This window comes from Adlercreutzia sp. DFI.6.23, assembly GCF_024462535.1.
GTDB classification, from domain to species: Bacteria; Actinomycetota; Coriobacteriia; order Coriobacteriales; family Eggerthellaceae; genus Adlercreutzia; species Adlercreutzia rubneri.
The window spans coordinates 209,239-229,545 of sequence record NZ_JANGBP010000002.1; the positions used below are offsets into that span (position 1 = coordinate 209,239).

The 20,307-nt window shown below is 63.1% G+C and carries 19 protein-coding genes; 15 read left to right on the top strand and 4 right to left on the bottom strand.

What is annotated here, in order from left to right; genetic code table 11:
• Positions 1–41 precede the first annotated feature (41 nt).
• Both NE591_RS02670 and NE591_RS02675 read right to left on the bottom strand, forming a co-directional pair.
• Complete coding sequence (locus tag NE591_RS02670; protein WP_114539025.1) at positions 42–467, bottom strand: type II toxin-antitoxin system PemK/MazF family toxin; 426 nt, start codon at positions 465–467, stop codon at positions 42–44.
• Entirely contained in the window at positions 454–744 is a 291-nt protein-coding gene (locus tag NE591_RS02675) for a type II toxin-antitoxin system RelB/DinJ family antitoxin (RefSeq protein ID WP_114539026.1), read from the bottom strand. Before NE591_RS02675 ends, NE591_RS02670 begins: the two co-directional genes overlap by 14 nt.
• A 420-nt stretch (positions 745–1,164) precedes the next feature.
• Between NE591_RS02675 and NE591_RS02680 the strand changes: the two genes are divergently transcribed.
• The 7 genes from NE591_RS02680 (at position 1,165) to NE591_RS02710 (ending at position 13,315) form a co-directional block, all read left to right on the top strand.
• Positions 1,165–2,673, top strand: coding sequence for a zinc-ribbon domain-containing protein (locus NE591_RS02680; RefSeq protein ID WP_114539027.1), 1,509 nt, complete (start codon positions 1,165–1,167; stop codon positions 2,671–2,673).
• Positions 2,674–2,675: 2 nt separating this feature from the next.
• Positions 2,676–4,316 carry a zinc ribbon domain-containing protein gene (locus NE591_RS15930; RefSeq protein WP_114539028.1) on the top strand — a complete coding sequence of 547 codons (1,641 nt, stop codon included), beginning with the start codon at positions 2,676–2,678 and terminating at the stop codon, positions 4,314–4,316.
• Between the two features lie 99 nt (positions 4,317–4,415).
• Positions 4,416–6,203, top strand: a complete 1,788-nt coding sequence (locus NE591_RS02690) for an AAA family ATPase (protein ID WP_181869651.1) — start codon at positions 4,416–4,418, stop codon at positions 6,201–6,203.
• 318 nt (positions 6,204–6,521) lie between these two features.
• Positions 6,522–7,874, top strand: a complete 1,353-nt coding sequence (gene carA, locus NE591_RS02695) for a glutamine-hydrolyzing carbamoyl-phosphate synthase small subunit (protein ID WP_256156282.1) — start codon at positions 6,522–6,524, stop codon at positions 7,872–7,874.
• A complete protein-coding gene (gene carB, locus NE591_RS02700) occupies positions 7,875–11,090 on the top strand; it encodes a carbamoyl-phosphate synthase large subunit (RefSeq protein WP_256156283.1) in 3,216 nt (1,071 codons plus the stop codon). It begins immediately after the preceding gene.
• A gap of 196 nt (positions 11,091–11,286) precedes the next feature.
• Entirely contained in the window at positions 11,287–12,387 is a 1,101-nt protein-coding gene (locus tag NE591_RS02705; protein WP_256156284.1) for an RtcB family protein, read from the top strand.
• Positions 12,388–12,556: 169 nt separating this feature from the next.
• Positions 12,557–13,315 (top strand): hypothetical protein, encoded by a 759-nt coding sequence (locus NE591_RS02710; protein WP_256156285.1) that lies wholly within the window; start codon positions 12,557–12,559, stop codon positions 13,313–13,315.
• 43 nt (positions 13,316–13,358) lie between these two features.
• On the opposite strand, the gene NE591_RS02715 is transcribed toward NE591_RS02710, so the two are convergent.
• Entirely contained in the window at positions 13,359–13,814 is a 456-nt protein-coding gene (locus tag NE591_RS02715) for a PIN domain-containing protein (protein WP_256156286.1), read from the bottom strand.
• Positions 13,814–14,137: a hypothetical protein gene (locus NE591_RS02720; RefSeq protein ID WP_161127262.1), complete on the bottom strand. Its 324-nt coding sequence runs from the start codon at positions 14,135–14,137 to the stop codon at positions 13,814–13,816. Before NE591_RS02720 ends, NE591_RS02715 begins: the two co-directional genes overlap by 1 nt.
• A 284-nt stretch (positions 14,138–14,421) precedes the next feature.
• Between NE591_RS02720 and NE591_RS02725 the strand changes: the two genes are divergently transcribed.
• The 8 genes from NE591_RS02725 (at position 14,422) to thiI (ending at position 20,197) form a co-directional block, all read left to right on the top strand.
• On the top strand, positions 14,422–14,997 hold the full coding sequence (locus NE591_RS02725; protein WP_256156287.1) for a macro domain-containing protein: 576 nt from the start codon (positions 14,422–14,424) through the stop codon (positions 14,995–14,997).
• Positions 14,998–15,202: 205 nt separating this feature from the next.
• Complete coding sequence (locus tag NE591_RS02730; RefSeq protein ID WP_022739957.1) at positions 15,203–15,997, top strand: dihydroorotate dehydrogenase electron transfer subunit; 795 nt, start codon at positions 15,203–15,205, stop codon at positions 15,995–15,997.
• Positions 15,997–16,929: a dihydroorotate dehydrogenase gene (locus tag NE591_RS02735; protein ID WP_256156288.1), complete on the top strand. Its 933-nt coding sequence runs from the start codon at positions 15,997–15,999 to the stop codon at positions 16,927–16,929. The genes NE591_RS02730 and NE591_RS02735 overlap by 1 nt, the downstream gene beginning before the upstream one ends.
• The gene (gene pyrF / locus NE591_RS02740; protein ID WP_114548318.1) at positions 16,923–17,651 is read left to right on the top strand and encodes an orotidine-5'-phosphate decarboxylase; all 729 of its coding nucleotides are present in this window, start codon (positions 16,923–16,925) and stop codon (positions 17,649–17,651) included. Before NE591_RS02735 ends, pyrF begins: the two co-directional genes overlap by 7 nt.
• 149 nt (positions 17,652–17,800) lie before the next feature.
• Positions 17,801–18,112: an integration host factor, actinobacterial type gene (mihF, locus tag NE591_RS02745; protein WP_022739954.1), complete on the top strand. Its 312-nt coding sequence runs from the start codon at positions 17,801–17,803 to the stop codon at positions 18,110–18,112.
• A 24-nt stretch (positions 18,113–18,136) separates the two neighbouring features.
• Positions 18,137–18,703: a guanylate kinase gene (gmk, locus tag NE591_RS02750; RefSeq protein WP_256156289.1), complete on the top strand. Its 567-nt coding sequence runs from the start codon at positions 18,137–18,139 to the stop codon at positions 18,701–18,703.
• Positions 18,704–18,718: 15 nt separating this feature from the next.
• The gene (locus NE591_RS02755) at positions 18,719–18,979 is read left to right on the top strand and encodes a DNA-directed RNA polymerase subunit omega (RefSeq protein WP_022739952.1); all 261 of its coding nucleotides are present in this window, start codon (positions 18,719–18,721) and stop codon (positions 18,977–18,979) included.
• Positions 18,980–20,197 carry a tRNA uracil 4-sulfurtransferase ThiI gene (gene thiI, locus NE591_RS02760; protein ID WP_256156290.1) on the top strand — a complete coding sequence of 406 codons (1,218 nt, stop codon included), beginning with the start codon at positions 18,980–18,982 and terminating at the stop codon, positions 20,195–20,197.
• Positions 20,198–20,307 lie beyond the last annotated feature (110 nt).

The following is a 20,307-nucleotide window of genomic DNA, read 5'->3' on the forward strand; positions in this document are numbered from 1 at the left end:
TGGATGCTCTGGAGCTTCGGGCGAACTTTCCGGCGTGCTCTCTATGCGTGTCCTAGGCGAACGCGAGAACCTTCTTCTCCTCGGCGCATTGCACCAGGTAGAGGTTTATCAGGTTCTGGTAAGGGATGCTGATTGACCGAACCCAGCGCAGCACAAACAAGCTCGTAGGTCGAAAGGGACAGTTGCCCGAGCGGTTCGTCCCTCAAAAGCTTGTCGCGACGCACCTCCACAAGGGGCTCGACTTGCACCCAGGAGGGCCGACGGAGTCCGCAGGATTCCCAGTCGGAGATCTCGACGAAATCGGACAGTCCGTAGTTTGCCGACGTCGTTACCTTCGCGGTAATGACGCTCGCCTTTCCCGAAGCGTCCAAGATGACAACGGGTCGCACCTTGCCCACGCCTTCGTGGTCGGCGAACTCGTCGTAGGCGAGCCAGATGTCGCGCGGCGCGGGATCACACGAGGTCATCGTAGAGCCCCTCGTCCTCTGGGGCGTCCATCCAGGCCGGAAGGACGGTGACGCCCGTGGCGGGATCCGGGCGCAGCGTCTCCCGGCCCGTCAGGACGGGGGAAGGCTCGGGGCGCAGGTCGAAGGGGAGGCCGCCCACCTCGACGGACTTGCGCATGAAGAGGTTGAAGGCCTCGCTTAAGGTGAGACCCCATCGGTCGTAGACGCGCCGGGTCTGCCGCTTCAGCTCGTCGCTCGTGCGGAACTTTATCTCGGCGTCCTTCGTTGCAGTTGGCATGATGCACCTCCTTGTTGTAGCCCCAATGTTACCACAAGAGGGCATGCGTCTGAAATGGGGGGCAGCAGGCGGTGCTCTGCTGTGGACATAGGCTTGTCGCGCATTCCGTTAGCGAAAAATTCCTGATGGCGTCGCCAAGCTGTGCTAAACTTGCCGACATGCTGTTAACGAAGCGCACATATACGTGCCTGGGGGGTCTCACCGCTAAGTCGGCCCGAACCTTCGCGCGCTAGCGTAGCATTCCCGCGGGACGCGTTCCCGCAGCAACCGAGTAGATACAACCGAATAGAGAGCTTCGAGGCCCAAGGGTTCTTGGGTTCTTTTGCGCTTTGGAGCGGGAAGGGGCCATGAGCGGGCTTTCCACGACTTTATCGATCTGATGGACTGAAGCAGATATCCGAGAAAGGAAGGTAGGCACGTATGTTCTGTCCTAAGTGCGGGAATGAGATCGCGGAGGGGTCGGCCTTCTGCGGGAAGTGCGGGGCGCCGGTGGGCGCTCAGGCGGGCGGTTCGGCCCCGGTCGGGGGCGCGCAGGGCGCGGCTTCAGGCAGCGCGGGGGCCGGGGCGCCGACGCCCAAGAGGAACGGCGCCAAGATCGGCGCCATCGCGGCCGTTGTCGTGGTTGCGTTGGTGCTCGTCGCCGGGTTCGCGACGAACTGGTTCGGGCTCGCAGGCGTGCAGCCCAAGGAGGCGGTGGAGGTTCCCGCCGCGAGCCAGGGCGCGGACGAGGCGCAGGGCGCGAACGCGGCCGACGGCCAGAGCGCCGATGCTAACGAGAGCGCGGGCGACGCCCAGGGCGGCTCCCAGGATGCGACCGGCGCGGCGGTGAAGTCGGCGGTGGAGGCCTACACGTGGGACGAGCTTTCCCGGATCTCGGCCGAGATCGGCGCGGCCGGCGACGAGGCGGCGGCCATCGAGGTGGCGAAGAAATACAACCTGTGCACGCCCGAGGGCAAGCTGGACGGCACCCAGGTGAAGTCGGTGGCGCTGGCCGACGGCACCCAGACCACCGTGCAGATCGTCGGGTTCGCCCACGACGACAAGACCGCGGGCGGCAAGGCCGGCATCACGTTCATCTTCGGGGATTGTGTAGGCGAGGCGCCCATGAACTCGACCGACACCAATGCCGGCGGTTGGGAGGCCTCCCAGATGCGCGCCTATCTCAACGGCGACTGGCGAACCCAGCTGCCCCAGGATCTGGACGCTGTTATCGTGCCAGTCGATAAGCTCTCCAACAACGTGGGCGAGACGGATGCAGTATCTGCGGTAACGACAACATCCGATGCCCTTTGGTTATTTTCGCTATCAGAGCTTGCAGGTGCCGTCCCCGCAGGTCGTACAGGGGAGGGCTATGGCCTTTTGAGGAGGGCTATGTGGACGTTCTGGATGCAGCGGGATCGCAATACGGGCTTTTCTGCGACATGGGCGTGGGCATGGGAAACAGCGAAAATGCCTGCCTCGTTAAGACGCGCACAGACACGTACGCTTTCTGGTGGCTACGTACCTCGGAGCCACGCGACGGGTACTGCTTTCTGCGTGTCGACCAACACGGATATACACCTTCGGGATCCGACGGTGCTAGCTGCGCAAATTACATGGTTCCTGGCTTTTGCATTTAAGCCCATCCAAGTATCCAAGAACCTGCACGCACGTGACGCGAACAGGCGGAAAGGGCTTCCAATGAGCAGCGCGTTTCTTATCGAAGCTGGAATCATCGGTGGGCCGGTGGGAAAGGAAAGGATTCGCATGGGATTTCTGGACAATGTGACCTCGGCGGTGAACCGGAGGACGGCGGCCGCGGGGCGCGGCGCCGACAAGATCAAGCTGAACGCCCGCATCGGCGAGCTAAACAAGCAGCGCCAGGGGCTGGCCGCCCAGCTGGGGACGAGCCTGTACGAGGCCGCGGCGAACGAGAAGGACGGGGAGTAGCCATGTTCTGCACCAATTGCGGCAACCAGATGCTGGACGGTTCCAAGTTCTGCACAAAGTGCGGCGCTCCGATGGGCGCCCTGGCGCCGGAGGTTCCGGCAGAGGGTGCGTCCGCGGGCGGCGCGGACGCCGGGGACGCTCCCGCCCATGGCGGCGCGACCCAGGGAGCGGCTGCTGCTGCCGGCCCTTCGCCGGCCCCTTCCAAGAAGAAGCGCACCGGTCTTGTTGTCGGCATAGCCGCGACGGTCGTGGTGGCGTTGGCGGCGGTGGGCATCGCGGTGGCGAACCCGTTCGCCGCGCCCGCCCCGGAGCCGGAGCTCGGGTCCGTGCAGGCGTCAGACCCGCAGCCTGCGCCTGAACCCGCGCCCGAGCCCGAGTCGGATCCCACGGCCGATCCCGCGGCCGAGCCGGCGCTCGCTATTCCGAACCGCTACTTCATCTCGAGCACCAACTTCCATCCAAGCGGCACTTACGACGTGTGCCTCACCGATCTCGAGGGCAACGAGGTCGTCTTCGAGAACCCCGACATGAGGCCCATGGGCGGCTTCTCGGAGGGCAAGGTGCTCGTCACGTGGGAGACGAGCGAGTACGACGAGGAATGGGACACCGAGTTCGACGAAATGATCCACTATGGCCTGGTGGACGATACGGGCGCCCTGGTCGTCGACCTTACCGATCTCGTCCACGGCTACGGATACACTTTCCAGGGCAATCTACAGGATGCATCGGTGACCAACTCTCCCACTTACGCCGACGGACGACTCGTTCTCTTCATCGAGTGGAGCGGCGGCAGCTACGGAGCCGTCGTCGTCCTGGACGAGCAGGGGAAGGTCGTGTTCACCGTCGGCGACGCAGAGGCCTTCCAGTTCGCCGACGAGGGCGCGGCCGGCCGGGAATTCACCTACAACCTCGCCATGATGAATGCCCCCGACTGCTATCGAGACGGCGTCCTCGCACTGCAGGGCATCGACGGAGCCATGTTCCTCGATGTTGACGGCAACGTCCTCTACCAGGCCGAGGGCTACCCGACTTCGATCGGCGGCGGCTGCGTCATTCCCGACGATTCTGGTACCGTGGTGACGGACTACGCGAGCAACGTGCTGTTGGACATCGCCTCGTTCAATGTGGAGGGCGACATCGACGGCGCGGCTTTCACGGGCGACCAGGTTTCGTCGGGCGGCGTGGTGTGCGTGCGCGCCGAGAAGGTGAACCCCCACGGAGGCGCCAACAAGAATCTCGTGGGGCTGTACAGCGTTTCCGCCAAGAAGTGGATCGTTCCTTTGGCCGAGGGTTCGCTGAGCTTCACTGCCGCCGACGGCCTCGTCTACGTCACCGCGGACTCGAAGGAGCGTCTGATCGAGGGCTACGGCGCCGAGGGTGACGGATCGTCCGATGCGTACAGCTGTCTGATGGACTTGCAAGGCGCCATCGTCGCTGACGCCGCTACGCTGGCCGCCTCAGGGGCTGACCTTTCCGCAGATTTCGACGGGCGTTACCTGCAGGATGGGTACTGGCTTCTCGGGGAAAGGGAAGGGGGCCTTGTGGCCTACGCCGAGAATGGTAAGGTCGCGGGCATCGCGCCGGCTCCGGAGCACGGCGTCGATGTAACGCTCTATCCGGATACCGAGCCTTGCTACACTTGATGGTTCTGCGGCATCGACGCACAATTCCCCGCGAAGGGCCGCATGCAGCGGCCCTTCGTTTATAATCGGGGAAACGCTACGAAGGAGAAAGGCCGCACCATGACGGGCACCTACGAGAACGGCATCTATCGCGAGGGCGACGTGCGCCTGTCCGACCTGTCCGGCCGTCGGCGTCTGCCCATCGGGCGCGACGGGTTCGCCACAGCAGTGCAGGAGTCGGTGGTCATCGACAAGTCTCTGCTCATCGCCGACGTTCTCAACAGTTCTGCCGCCGTCACGCTGTTCTGCCGCCCGCGCCGTTTCGGCAAGTCGCTGAACATGACCATGCTCAAGTCGTTCTTCGAGATTCCCCCGGCGAGCGACCCGAACGCCGAGGACGCCGCCTATCTCTTCGAGGGCCTTTCCATTTGGGACGCCGACGACGGTCGCTATCGCGAGCATCAGGGCGCTTATCCCGTTATCTACATCAGCTTCAATCCGGTGAAGAAACAGTGCTGGGAAGATGCTTGGGGCGCCCTGAACCAGCTGATCGTATGGGAATACATCCGTCACGGATACTTGTCCGACAGCGCCGAGCTGAACGAACAAGAGCGCGCCTACTTCGATCGTGTTGCGGGATGGGAGGCGGCGGACGGAGACATCGAGTCGTCCCTCATAAACCTCACTCGTCTGCTTTTCAAGCACCATGGGCGTCGCCCCGTCGTCCTCATTGACGAGTACGACGCGCCGGTCATGGCGGCTCGGGACAACGGGTACTACGACGAGATGGTCTCGTTTCTCAAAGGATGGCTTACGGCGGCCTTGAAGGACGGAGGGCAGGCCCTGGCCTTCGCGTGCCTCACGGGCGTGCAGCGCATCTCGAAAGAGTCCATTTTCTCTGATTTGAACAACTTGGTGGTGAACACCTCCCTCAACGCCAAGTACGACGAGCGCTACGGCTTCACGGAAGACGAGGTGCGCGCGCTCGCTAACTACCTGGGCCAGTCCGCTCACTTCCCCGAGATGCGCCAATGGTACGACGGCTACCGCTTCGGCTCGGTGGATGTGTACAACCCTTGGAGCGTGCTCAACTACTTCGACAACGATTGCGAGTGCGCGCCCTATTGGGGCAACACGTCTTCGAACGCGCCCATCGCCGCTATGGTGCGCGGGGGAGACGCGCGTCTGATGCGGAAGGTGTACGAGCTGCTTAAGGCGGGCGGGTCGGTGGAGGCCGCCCTCGATTTGTCGGTGGTGTTCGGCGATTTGGATGCCCGCCCCGAGGCCCTTTGGTCGCTTTTGTACCTTGCCGGCTATCTGACCACCGACGATACGGAGCAGCCCAATTCGAAGGACGTCGTGCGGCGGCTGCGCATTCCCAATTTGGAGATCGCGTCGTTGTACCGTAGCGAGATTATCGACCGTTTCGCGCAGATCGCCGGCGGTCGCGACTGCCTCATCGACCTTCACCGCGCGCTTGTCGACGGGGACGCCGGCCTGCTCGCCGAGGAGCTGGAGGACGTGCTGCTGAACTCGGCGAGCTTCTATGACCTTACGAGCGAAAACAGCTACCACATGCTTTTGGTGGGCCTTCTGTTCGGGGTACCCGGTTACGGGAACCCGGCCTCGAATCGCGAGGCGGGGCGCGGGCGCTTCGACATCCGGCTGGCTCCCGAGCGGGCGGGGCTACCGGCGGTCACCCTGGAGCTGAAGTTCGAGCACGGGGCCGACGCGTCCCGCCTTCAGGTGCTGGCCACCGAGGCCCTGGCCCAGATAGAGGCGCGGGCCTACGACGCGGACACGGCCAGGGGCGGCGCGGGCGCTCCGTCTACGGCGGGCAGCCTGCGCTACGGCATCGCCTTCTCCGGAAAATCTCTGGCTGTGGTCGTCGACCGCAGGCCTTCATAGGCCACGACGTTTCGGAGTCCTCGCGGTGCCATTCGGCTGTCGTCTTCGGCCGCTTATTTTTGTGCAGATGCATACCTAGCAAGGTGCCTTATGCTCAAAAACGACCTTTAACGGACGGTACCGAGAGACCGGCAAGGTGCGATGAGCGAACTTCATCTTGTGTGCTTGTAAGCGCTCCCGTCCAAGGCGGGAGCGCTTTTTTTGCGGGCGCTGCCGAGGGGCGGACCGTGCTTTCGCGAGAGTGCGGAGACGCAGGGACGGCAAGGAGCCGGGAGCACGTGAGACGAAAATGAGCGAGTCGCGGAAAGGACGGATGCTTTGAGCAAGATTGCGGAGAAGATGCGGGCGGCCACGTCGAAACCGGCGGCCGTGCCGGCGCTGCTCGTGCTGGAGGACGGCGCGGTGTTCGCCGGCACCTCCTGCGGCGCGCCCGGCGAGGCGTTTGGGGAGATCTGCTTCAACACCTCTCTGGAGAGCTATCTGGAAATCGTCACCGACCCCTCCTACGCGGGGCAGATCGTGGCGCTGACCTACCCGCAGGTGGGCAACTACGGAGTGAACGCCGACGACGCCCAGGCGGAGAGGCCGGCCCTGCGGGCGCTCGTGGTGCGCGACCTGTGCCCCACGCCTTCCAGCTGGCGCAGCCAGGAGAGCCTCGGCGACTATCTGACGCGCGAGGGCGTCGTGGCCATCGAGGGCATCGACACCCGTGCGCTCGTGCGCCACATCCGCGACCATGGCGCCCAGCGGGCCGTCGTTTCCACCACGGACGCGGATGTCGCCTCGCTGCTCGAGAAGGTGCGCCGAAGCCCGTCGCTAGTAGGCGTGAACCTGGCCGCCGACGTGTCCTGCGACGGCGCCTACTCCTACACCGCCGCGAACCTGCCCGCTTCCCATGGCTTCGCCCTGGCCGCCCCGGCCGAGCCCCGCTTCAAGGTGGTCGTCTACCACTGCGGCGTGAAGCGCTCCATCTTAGACGGTCTGGTGGCGAGTGGCTGCGAGCTCACCGTCGTGCCCTGGGACACTCCGGCCGAAGAGGTGCTGGCGATGGGCCCCGACGGCGTGTTCCTCTCCAACGGCCCGGGCGACCCGGAGGCGGTGGGGGAGACCTATCGCCAGGCCGAGAAGCTGCTGGGCCGCGTGCCGCTGTTCGGCATCTGCCTGGGGCACCAGATGATGGCCAAGGCCGCGGGCGCGGAAATCGACAAGCTGAAGTTCGGCCATCACGGCGGCAACCACCCGGTGCAGAACCTGCTGACCGGCCGCGTGGAGGTAACGGCCCAGAACCACGGCTTCTGCCCCTGCTTCCAGAGCCTCGGCGCGCTTGTGCCCGAGCTCTCCGGAGGTGCGACCGAGCACGTGGAAGACCTGCGCGAATGGGGCCGGCGCGGCATTGCCCCCGTCGTGGCCAACGAGCGCTTCGGGCGCATCCGGCTGACGCACGTGAACCTCGACGACGGCACCGCCGAGGGCTTCGCCTTCCTGGACGTGCCGGCTTTCAGCGTGCAGTACCACCCGGAGGCGGCCCCGGGCCCCACCGACGCCCACTACCTGTTCACCGCCTTCGCGCGCCTTATGGAGGGCCGTGAGGACTACCTGGACATCGACATCGCGACCGACCGCCTGTCCGGTTGGAAGTTCGGAGCTGACACGGAAGGGGAGGTGGCGTAAATGCCCAAGCGCGAGGATATCAAGAGCATTCTCGTTATAGGGAGCGGCCCCATCGTCATCGGCCAGGCCTGCGAGTTCGACTACTCCGGCGCCCAGGCCTGCAAGGTGCTGCGCGAGGAGGGCTACCGGGTCATTCTCGTAAACTCGAACCCGGCCACCATCATGACCGACCCGGAGCTGGCCGACGCCACCTACGTGGAGCCCATTACACCGTCTTTCGTGGAAAAAGTCATCGCGAAGGAGCGGCCCGATGCGTGCCTGCCCACCCTCGGCGGCCAGACGGGCCTGAACACGGCCGTGGAACTGGCCAAGTCCGGCATGCTCGAGCGCTATGGCGTGGAGCTCATCGGCTGCGACGTGGACGTCATCGAGCGCGGCGAGGACCGCAAACTCTTCAACGAGTGCATGGCCGACCTCGGCATCGAGGTCTCGCGGGCCGGCTACGCCTACTCCGTGGAAGACGCCCTGCGCATCGCCGGCGAGCTCGGGTTCCCCGTGGTACTGCGCCCGTCGTTCACCATGGGCGGCGCCGGCGGCGGCATTGCGCGCGACGAGGACGAGCTCGTCCGCATCGTCTCCCAGGGGCTGGAGCTTTCGCCGGCCGGCGAGGTGCTCGTGGAGGAGTCCATCGAGGGCTGGAAGGAATACGAGATGGAGGTCATGCGCGACGCGGCCGGCAACGGCATCATCGTGTGCTCCATCGAGAACATGGATCCCATGGGCGTGCACACCGGCGACTCCATCACCGTGGCCCCGGCCCAGACCTTGACCGACCTGGAGTACCAGCGCATGCGCGCCGCGTCGCTCGCGGTGCTCGAGCGCGTGGGCGTGGCCACGGGCGGCTCCAACGTGCAGTTCGCCATGCACCCCGAGACGGGCCGCATGGTCATCATCGAGATGAACCCCCGCGTGTCGCGCTCCTCGGCGCTGGCGTCGAAGGCCACGGGCTTTCCCATCGCGAAGGCGGCGGCGCGCCTGGCCGTGGGCTACACGCTCGACGAGATCGTGAACGACATGACCGGCACCACGCCGGCCTGCTTCGAGCCCTCTATCGACTATTGCGTCGTGAAGGCCCCGCGCTTCGCCTTCGAGAAGTTCCAGGGGGCCGACGACACGCTGACCACCCGCATGAAGGCCGTCGGCGAGGTCATGGCCGTCGGGCGCACTTTCGAGGAGGCGCTGGGGAAGGCTCTGCGCTCCCTGGAGACGGGCCGCGCCGGTTTCGGGGCCGACGGGCGCGGGGAAGAGGCGGCGCTTTCCGACGAGGAGCTCTTCGCCGCGCTCTCGCGCCCCACGGCCGAGCGCATCTTCTTGGCAGACGAGGCCCTGCGCCGGGGCATGAGCGCGGAAGAGCTGCACGAGCGCACGGCCATCGACCCGTTCTTCTGCGCGCGCATGGCCGATATGGTGGCCGTGCAGGAGGCCCTGCGCGGGTGCGCCTTGGAGGACATGGACGCCGAGGCCTTCCAAATGGCGAAGCGCTACGGGCTCTCCGACGCCGAGATCGCCGTGCTCACGGGGTCCGACGAGCGCACGGTGCGCGCGTGCCGCAAGATCCTCGGCGTGCGCCCGGCCTTCAAAACCGTGGACACCTGCGCAGCAGAGTTCCCCACGAAAACCGCCTACCACTACAAGACCTACGACGCCGACGAGTCCGAGGTGGCGGCCAAGGAGCGCCCGCGCGCCCTCATCCTGGGCGCGGGCCCCAACCGCATCGGCCAGGGCATCGAGTTCGACTACTGCTGCGTGCACGCCAGCTACGCGCTGGCCGACGCCGGGTACGAGACCATCATGGTGAACTGCAACCCCGAGACGGTCTCCACCGACTATGACACCTCCGACATGCTGTTCTTCGAGCCGCTCACCTACGAGGACGTCATGGACGTCATCGACGCGACCGATCCCGACGGCGTCGTGGTCACCCTCGGCGGTCAGACGCCGCTGAAGCTGGCCCGTGCTTTGGAGGAGGCCGGGGTGCCCATCATGGGCACGAGCCCGGACGCCATCGATCTGGCCGAGGACCGCGACCGGTTCGCCGCGCTGCTCGATTCCCTCGACATCGCCTATCCGCGCTCGGCCATGGCCGCAGGGCTCGATGAGGCCCGCGCCGCCGCCCGCGAGATCGGCTACCCGCTGCTCGTGCGTCCCAGTTACGTGCTCGGCGGCCGAGGGATGGGCATCGTCTACGATGACGCGGGGCTCGCGCGCTACGTGGCCGAGGCGACCGCCGTTTCTCCAGATCACCCGGTCTACCTGGATAAGTTCCTCGAAGGTGCCGTGGAATGCGACCTGGACGCCCTGTGCGACGGCGAGGAGGTGTACATCGGCGGCATTCTGGAGCACATCGAGATGGCCGGCATCCACTCGGGCGACTCGGCCTGCTGCCTGCCGCCCTTCTCGCTGTCGGCGAAGGTGCAGGACGAGATGGCGAGCGTCGCCCGTCGGATCGCGCTGGCCTTGGGCGTGCGCGGCCTGGTGAACATCCAGTTCGCCGTGAAAGACGGGGTCGTCTACGTCATCGAGGCCAACCCTCGGGCGAGCCGCACGGTGCCCTTCATCTCGAAGGCCACAGGCGTGCCCTTGGCGAAGCTTGCGAGCCGCATCATGGCGGGGGAGAAGCTGGCCGTGCTCAACCTTCCGGAGCATTTCGCGAAGCCGGGCCGCTACTTCGTGAAGGAGGCCGTCATGCCCTTCGGGCGGTTCCCGGGGGCCGACGCGCTACTGGGGCAGGAGATGCGCTCCACCGGCGAGGTCATGGGCATCGCGGAAAGTTTCCCGGCGGCCTATATGAAGACCCAGATGGCCATCGACTACGCCGAACCGGAGGGTGGCGTGGCCTTCATCTCCGTGAACGACCAGGACAAGCGCGCCGTGGCCTTCATCGCCCGAGAGCTTGTGCGCCTCGGCTTCTCGCTTCTGGCCACCGAGGGCACCGCGGCCGTGCTGCGCGCCTCCGGCGTGCCCTGCGAGGTGACCGGCAAGATCCACGAGGGGGCAAGCTCGGTGGTGGACGCCATCGCCGCCGGCGAGATCTCGCTCATGATCAACACGCCGCTCGGCGTGGCCACCCGCGACGACGGCTACGAGCTGCGACGCGCCGCCGTCCGCCACGGCATCACCTATGCCACCACGCTGGCCGCCGCCCAGGCCCTCATAGCCGGCATGCAAGCCGCCCGCTCCGGCGAACTAAACGTCGCCCCTTTGCAGGAACTGTAAAAACACACCCCCGTGTCATCCTGCGCTCGGGTCGCCGCGTCATCCTGAGCGCGAGCCGAAGGATCCCTCCCATACTCGGTAGATCCTTCGGCTCGCTTCTTTGTGCGCTAAACTAGAGCGCCGATGGGATAAATTTAACGCATCTATATCTCTACACTGTCGATTTGTCTATGATTCCGGCTGTTTGGAGGTACGAATGTTCACTATAGAAGGGAAATGCGGTACAGCGGCTTGCTATGCCACAAATATCGAAGATGAGGCTATCGAGCAGATACGTACAATGCTCGACATGCCCTTCGCGAAAGACGCGAACACCGCGATCATGCCCGATGCGCATTTTGGAAAAGGCTGCACTATCGGAACGACCATGAAGGTCACTGACAAGGCGGTTCCCAATTTGGTCGGTGTCGATATCGGATGCGGTATGCTAACGGCAGATCTGGGTCGCAAAAGCATCAATCTCCCGGAATTCGACGATGCATGCCACCAGGTTCCCTCTGGTTCTAGTGTATGGGATGGGCGTAGAGAGCGTTTCGATCTGGAAGAGCTCCGATGCTATCGCGCGCTCAAAGACACGAAGCGCATCGGGCGTTCGCTGGGCTCCTTGGGAGGCGGCAACCATTTTATAGAGATCGATCGGGCATCTGACGGCATGCAACGCTTGGTCATCCATACTGGATCCCGCAACCTGGGCTTACAGGTAGCTACGTACTACCAGCAATTGGTCATCGATCTTCATCAAGGAAAGGAAGACCTTTTCGAGAAGCGTCAAGCGCTCATCGATTCTTATAAGGCTCAGGGCCGTAGAGGGGAAATCCAGGCTGCACTTAAGGAGTTGAACAGCGGATTCGAAACGCGTCCCCTTGATGCCCCCCTCGATCTTTGCTGGCTCTACGGTACCTATCTTGATGACTACTTGCACGACGTGGCCATCTGTCAGAGCTTCGCCATGCGAAATCGCGAGCGCATTCTGATCGAGCTGCTTTCGCTTACAGGTCTGAATGCATCGTCGGTTTTTCACACGGTTCACAACTACATTGATACCGGCGAAATGATCTTGCGCAAAGGCGCCATTGCCGCCCATGAAGGCGAAAAGGTGCTTATCCCCCTGAACATGCGCGATGGGTCCATTGTCGCCGTGGGGAAGGGAAGTGAGGAGTGGAATTACTCAGCGCCTCATGGCGCAGGTCGTGTACTATCGCGCACGAACGCGAAGGCCACTTTGAGCATGGATGACTATCGTACGGCAATGGAGGGAATATACTGTCGCATAAGGGGGTATGTCGCGATTGCTTAAGCCTCGAGGTGACCATCGGTAGGAAGCAAGTCAGACGATTCATTTGTTGCCTCATCCAACTTCAAGTACCCTCCTAAGCGATGTGTGTCATAGTGATTTGCAACTGAAGAGATGAAGATTGCCTCATGCGATAGATTCTCACCACTTGATTGATAAGGAGAAGACGTTAATGGGCGATAGCGACACCACTGACCTGGAGAGAACCGTATCCAGCCTGCTATTCTTTGCGTTTGGGTTTGACCTTAGCGATCTGCGTAATGCGGAGTCCGATTCGACAATCATCGATTGTCTCATCAAAAAGGCCTACGTTGATGCGACAAATCAAGGAGCGTTCAATGCTCAGGCTAAGAAACAGGAAGACGAAAAAAGAAGCAACGCTAAAATAAAAGGGGAAGTGATTCTGAAAAAACAAATTAGTAATTTGAAGGAAGATACCGACTTCGACGAATGGCATAAAAGCCTGTGCAGGGCTCTTGTTGAAGCATACGAAGAAGACTTTGCGGAGCGCTTCACGTACGGGAACGCACAAAAGTGGATCAATATGACCCTGAAATATGCGGACATGCTTTGTCCGCTCTACTCGCACTTGCCAATCGAGATGCCTTTATGGATGGACGCAATCGCAAAGCATCATGCAAATCTTCATTTGCCCGTCGACAGTTACATAATCGAAGCCGTTTGGAAATGCTGCGACGGGCTGAAACGTTCTGAACCGCAAAAGAACGAATTGCTTCCCCTGGCGATAGAGGAACTGGAGAGGGGCGGATGGGGGAAATACTCCCCAGATAAAGTTAAGAGTTGGAGCAAGTGGAATGAAGGCGATTATCTGAAGTTTCGTGAGCAGCTCAGGTTGATTTTGGAGGAAACCCCAATTGAATGGGAGGCTGAGGCCTGGATCAACATTGCAAAGCAGCGAAAGAGGGATTGAATAAGAGACGTTCTCTAGACGAACGCTGAGCAATGCTTTCAAGCTACGCCTCAGGCAGCGTTTCCCAGCCGTAGACTATGTTGGGCAGCTTAAAGAGGTCGACGAACTCGGTGGGAGAGAGAACGGGTACGGGAGACTTCTCGAAGTCGCGGCTGTTGCGGGTGACGATGAAGTCGATGCCCGTGCGATGCGCGGAATGAGCAATGAGGTCGTCCTCGTAGTCGCGGTGCTCGTGCTCATAGGCAGCGAGGCAATCGGCAGACGTGGTGTCGGCGATGGAAAAGAGTTGTAGCAAGTCTCCAAAGGCCCTCCGGGCATCAGCCGCTTTCATGAGCTTTCGTGCCGTGAGCAGGTAGCGAATAGAGGGTGTCGAACATGCGGGAAGCCAAAGCTTGAAGTCTCGCAACAGGGCAACGTCGACAGCGGTGAAAGCAGCTTTGAAGTCGTCGGTGTCGGTGAAAAGGTCGATGACGACATTGGTGTCGAAGAGGATGTTCATTACGCACCGCCGTGCTTCTCGAGAAGATGCTCGCGCCAATCTTCGCGCCAGTCATGGCCCTTCGGTGCGATGGGGGGCTCAAGGGCGTCAGGTGTCGGACGTGATGCGCGGACCATGGTTCGCAAAAGTTGGCGCTTTCCCTGGATATCGTCGCGAGGGGATGCATCGGCAAGAAACTCCGGAACTTGCTGACTGCGCTCAAGCTCGCAGAACAACTGCCGCACCGCCTCGGATACGCTGATGTGCTGCCTGGCGAGTACTTGCATTCCGTGCTCTTTCAGCTCTTCGGGGAGCCGTATGTTCAATGTGGCCGTTGCGCTCATCCTTGCCTCCTTAGTTTCCAAACATTATACTGCATTACGTAATGCAAGTAAAGGCTATGTACGCGGGTCTTGGAGTGGGCTCGCCTTTTGAGAACCTGCCTGTGCGTTTTTCGGCATCTGCTCCCTTCTCAACGGTTGCCATTGACGCCTTCGTTCTGAAGCTCCTATATGTTGCTGCAGAAGACCCATTTCAGAAAGAAGGCGAGGCCCATAGATGTCTCTCGTGAGCGCGGCGCAGTGTGCATACTGAAGAGGACGAAAGGAAAACAACAAGAGGAGACAAAATGGACATCTTTCTACTCGATAGGAACGGGGGCCTCGTTGATCTCTGGCAGCAGTATTTCAGCGAAGACAACGTCATGCCTGTTCGCGGTTTCTTCGATGTGTTCATGGACGCCTATGACGTGCAGTGCGTTGTCTCGCCGGCTAACTCTTACGGGATCATGGATGGCGGCTACGATGGCGCCATTACTCGCTATTTCGGAGATGGGCTCCAACGATGCGTTCAGGATCACATTATTAACCACTACTATGGCGAACAGCCTGTAGGGACGAGTTTTATGGTGGATATACCTGGTTGCGACAAGAAGCTTATTCATACGCCCACGATGCGCGCCCCTTCAGCTATCGCGGATCCCCTCGTTGTGTATCAGTGCATGAGAACGACGCTGATGTGCGCGCTGAACAATCGAGTTGAGAGTATCGTCATCCCGGCTTTCGGCGGAGCCACGGGTAATGTTCCCTATCGTTCCATTGCCGCACTTATGAAAGAAGCTTACGACCAGGTGATGAATCCGCCTAAAAGTTTGAATTGGGAATATGCCAATCGCTATTTGGAAGATCGGTTCAGGGAAATGTAGCGGCGATGTTGGCGTGCGCTTCGGGCGTTAGAAATCATCCAATGAAGAAGGCGGCCGTTCTCGTTGTTAATAAGCATTGGATAGCTTTGTGCCCCTTGAGCTTTGCCGAATGCTCTTTCCGATCGAGTTGTTGCGGAGCGTACCGGGAATATAGGCTAGAATAGCAGCTATTGACATGATGCCCGCTGACGCGACAGGAGAGCCTATGACGCTTTGCAACGAGAACGCGCCCATTCTGGTGAACGAGGAGATGGGGTGCAACATCTGGCTCATGACCGTGCGCGCGCCGGAAATCGCGACGACGGCGCGGCCGGGGCAGTTCGTGCACGTGAAGGTGCCGGGCATGGAGGCCCACATCCTGCGCCGCCCCTTCGGCGTGTACGCGGCCGATGCGGAGGCGGGCACGGTGGACATGATGTACCAGGTGCTCGGCTTCGGCACTGAGCACATGACAGAGCTCGCGGTCGGCGACGCGGTGGAGATGATCGGCCCCATCGGTCGCGGATGGCAGCCGCCCGAGGGCTGCAAGCGCGCGCTCATCGTGGCCGGCGGCGTGGGAAGCGCGCCGTTGTACCCCTTGGCCGAGGAGCTGACGGCGGCGGGCGTTGCCACCGACGCCATCCTCGGCGCCTCCACCATCGATGCGTTGGTGGCCCGCGAGCGCTACGGGGCCGTGCTCGGGTGCGAGCCTGCCTGCTCCACCGACGACGGCACCTACGGCCGCGCCGGCTTCTGCACGCCGCTTGTGGAAGAGGCCCTGGCGGCGGCCGCTGCGGAAGGCGCGCCCTACGACTACGTGGCCTGCTGCGGCCCGGAACCCCTCATGAAGATCGTGGCCGGCATGGCGGATGCGGCCGGCGTGTTCTGCGAGGTGTCCATGGAGAGGCGCATGGCCTGCGGCGTGGGGGCCTGTCTGTCCTGCGTGGTCGATACGACGGCCGGCAAGCGCCGCGCCTGCGTGGACGGCCCGGTGTTCTGTGCAAGCGAGGTGGTGTGGTAATGCAGCGCAAACCGAAAGAGACGAGCGTCAACCTGTCCGTGAACCTCGGCGGCATGGCCATGAAGAACCCGGTCACCGTGGCCTCGGGCACCTTCGGCGCCGGCATGGAGTACCACGACTTCGTGGACGTGGCGGCCCTGGGCGCCGTCACCACCAAGGGCGTGTCTTTGAACGGCTGGGAGGGCAACGCGAGCCCCCGCATTGCCGAGACGGCTTCGGGCATGTTGAACTCCATCGGCCTTCAGAACCCCGGTGTTGCGCACTTGAAGGCCGTCGAGCTGCCGTGGCTCGCCGAGATCGGCGCCACGGCCATGGTGAACGTCTCCGGCCACAGCTTCGACGAGTACGTGGCTGTCATCGAGGCCTTGGAGGAAGCCCCCGTGGCCGCCTACGAGGTGAATATCTCGTGCCCCAACGTGGACGCCGGCGGCATGACCATGGGCTGCCATGTGCCCAGCGTGGAGAAGGTGGTGTCGCTCTGCCGCGCCGCTACGAAGCGCCCGCTCATCGTGAAGCTCACGCCGAACGTCACCGATATCGCCGAGATCGCGAAGGCCGCCGAGGCCGCCGGAGCCGACGGCATCTCGCTCATCAACACGCTGCTCGGCATGGCCGTGGACGCCCGCACCCGCCGCCCGAAGCTGGCGCGCGTGGTGGGCGGCTACTCGGGGCCGGCCGTGAAGCCCGTGGCCCTGCGCATGGTGTGGCAGGTAGCCCAGGCCGTTTCCGTGCCGGTGCTCGGCATGGGCGGCATATCCACCGGCGAGGACGCCGTGGAGTTCATGCTGGCCGGCGCCACCGCGGTGGCCGTGGGCACGGCGAACTTCGTCAATCCCACCGCCACCGTCGACGTCATCGACGGCATCATCGACTACTGCGAATCCCAGGGCGTCAAAGACGTCAACGAGCTGATAGGAGCCCTGCAATGCTAACCGCCTTCGATTCCATTCCTGCTCGCGACCGCGTCATCGTGGCGCTCGACTGCGACGCCTGGGAGGCCATAGCCCTTGCCGACAAGCTGGAGGGCCACGCGAAGTGGCTCAAGATCGGCATGACGCTGTACTACGCCGAGGGCCCGGCCATCGTGAAGATGTTCAAGCGCCGCGGTTTCAACGTGTTCCTCGACCTGAAGTTCCACGACATCCCGCACCAGGTGCAGGGCGCGGCGCGCTCGGCGGCGGCCAGCGGGGCCGACATGCTCACCATGCACACCGTGGGCGGCACCGCCATGATGGAGGCGGGCCAGCGCGGCGCCGAGGAGGGCGCGGCGGAGTACGGCGGGGACGTGCCGGCGACCCTCGGCATCACGGTGCTCACCTCCATGAGTCCCGAGGCGCTTGCGGCCACCGGCGTCGCCCGACCCCTGCCCGAACAGGTGGCGGCCCTCGCGGCCCAGGCCAAGGAGGCGGGCATCTCCGGCGTGGTGGCCTCGCCCCAGGAGGCGGCCGCCCTGCGCGAGATCTTGGGCCCCGACGCCTTCATCGTCACCCCCGGCGTGCGCCCGGCCGGCGCCGCCCTGGGAGACCAGAGCCGCGTGGCCACGCCCGCCCAGGCCTTCGCGAACGGAGCGTCGCACATCGTGGTGGGCCGGCCCATCACCGAGGCGGACGATCCCGTGGCGGCCTTCGAGGCCATCGCCGCGGAATTGGAGTAGCTCCAAAGCGTTTTATCCCTGAATAAGGCCCGTGTATAGCCGATAATTGGGGAAAAATGCCGCATTTATTGATTCCGAGTAAATTAGGTGTTGATTCCTCATCAATGCGTGGTACTATGCCCTCAGCCCGAACTGGAAGGAGAACAGAAATGGCAATTCCCCAACTCAGCCCCGAGGCCCGCGCTGAAGCGCTTGAAAAGGCAAAGGCCGCACGCATCAAGCGGGCGGAGGTACGAGAAGAGCTGAAGACGGGCAAGCTCACCGTCGCTCAGGTTCTCGATATGCGCGACGACCCTGTCGTGGGCCGTATGAAGATTTCCACGCTCATCGAGACGCTGCCCGGGTACGGCAAGGCCAAGGCCGAGCGCATCATGAAGGAGCTGCAGATCGCCGAGAGCCGCCGCATCCGCGGTATCGGCGAGCGTCAGCGCGAGGCTCTGCTTGCGCGCCTGTCCAAGTAGAACGTCAACGTCACAAAGGAATTCATGAGACACGGAAACCTCTTCGTCGTAAGCGGTCCGTCCGGGACCGGCAAGGGAACTCTCATCGCGCGTCTTCTCGAGGAAGTGCCCGACGCTTGGTTGTCCGTCTCCGCCACCACAAGGCGCCCTCGTCCCGGTGAGGAGGAGGGCGTCAGCTATTACTTCCTCACGAAGGAGGAGTTCTTAAGCCTGGCGGAGGAGGGCGGCTTTCTGGAATGGGCCGAGTACTCCGGCAGCTGCTACGGCACCCCGCGCGCCTCGGTGGAGCGCGAGATGGCGGCGGGACGCCAGGTCATCCTCGAGATCGAGGTTCAAGGGGCGCTCCAGGTGCGCGAGAAGATGCCCGAGGCGCACCTCGTGTTCATCGAGCCCCCCTCGCTCGAGGAGCTGGAGCGGCGCCTGCGCGGGCGCGGCACCGAGACCGATGACGTGGTGGATATGCGCATGCGCACCGCTCTGGTGGAACTTTCCCAGAAAATGGAGTATGATTATCGGCTTGTGAACGACGATTTGGACGAGGCCACTCGCCAGCTCGTCGCTTACGTCAACGAAATCGCCGAGCAACAGTAAGAGGATATCCGCCCTATGAGCATTATCGAACCGAAGATCGACGTCCTGCTTGACCGCACCGACAACGACCGTTTTCTTCTGTGCGCGCTGGCTTCCAAGCGTGCGCACGACATCAACGACATGATGCGCGGCCAGCGCGATCGCGCCATCCAGCTGCAGACGGCCGTGGAAATCGCCCGTGCCGCCGATACGAAGCCCTTGTCCATGGCCTTCAACGAGATCGCCCGTGGCGAGGTTTCGTACGATCCTGAGTCGATCGACGTGAAAAACCACTAAATGGAAGAGTTCCAGAGAATCATTCTCGTGCATTATCACGAGATCGGGCTCAAGGGACGCAACCGTGGAGTATTCGAGAAGCGCCTTCAGAAGAACCTGGAGGCGCTTCTTGGCGCGTATCCCGTTGTCACCATCCACCGCATCTCCGGGCGCCTGCTCGTCTTCTTGCGGGAGGGAACCACGCTTGAGGTAGCGAACCAGTGCACCGATGCCATTCTGGGCGTGCCCGGCGTGGCCCGCGCATCCTGCGGCTTCAAGTGCGATCTGGACATCAAGGTCATGGGGCGCGCCGCTTGCATCGCCCTGGCCGAGGCGGAGCCCTTCTCCACCTTCAAGGTATCCGCGCGGCGCAACCACACGGTGTTCCCCATCGACTCCATGCAGATGAACCGAGACATCGGGGAGGTGCTCTGCGAGCGGTTCCCCGAGAAGCGGGTGCAGATGAAGGGCCAGGACGTCACCGTGGGCGTCGAGGCCGTGGAGGGCACCGCCTACGTGTACGCGCGGTCCGTCCGCGGGATCGGCGGCCTGCCCGTGGGTTCGTCGGGCAAGGTGGTGTGCCTTCTGTCCTCGGGCATCGACTCGCCCGTGGCCACCTGGCGCATGGCTCGCCGCGGGGCCGTGCCCATCGGCGTGCACTTCTCGGGACGCCCCCAGACCTCCGACGCCTCGGAGTACCTCGTGGACGACATCGCGCACGTGCTCGAGCGCACCGGCTGCATCGGGCGCGTCTACGTGGTGCCCTTCGGCGACTACCAACGCGAGATATCTCTCTCCTGCCCACCCTCTCTGCGGGTCATCCTGTACCGGCGCCTCATGTTCCGCGTGGCCGAGGAGCTTGCGCGGCGGGAAGGGGCCGGAGCGCTGGTGACCGGAGAGAGCCTAGGGCAGGTGGCCTCGCAGACCCTGGACAACATCCGCGCCACGAACGACGCGGTGGAATTGCCAGTGTTGCGGCCGCTCATTGGCTCGGACAAGCTGGAGATCATCGAGGCGGCCCAGGAGCTGGGCACCTTCGAGATCTCGTCCATGGACGCGCCGGACTGCTGCACGCTGTTCATGCCGCGCAACCCCGAGACCCACGCGAAACTGGAGGCGGTGCGCGAGGCCGAGGCCGCCTTCCCTGTGGAGGAATGGGTGACCGCCCTCGCCGATGCGGCCGAGCCCCATGACTACGCCTGCCCGGCCTACAAGCCGCCCAGCAAATGCCGACGATAGAGAGCTTCGGATTTCCGTGTCTCAATCGCGCTTCTCCGTAGGGGGCGACCTTGGTCGCCCCTTTTTTGTCACGCGCCTCTGTTCCACTCGCGAGGGCAGACCAAGGTCTG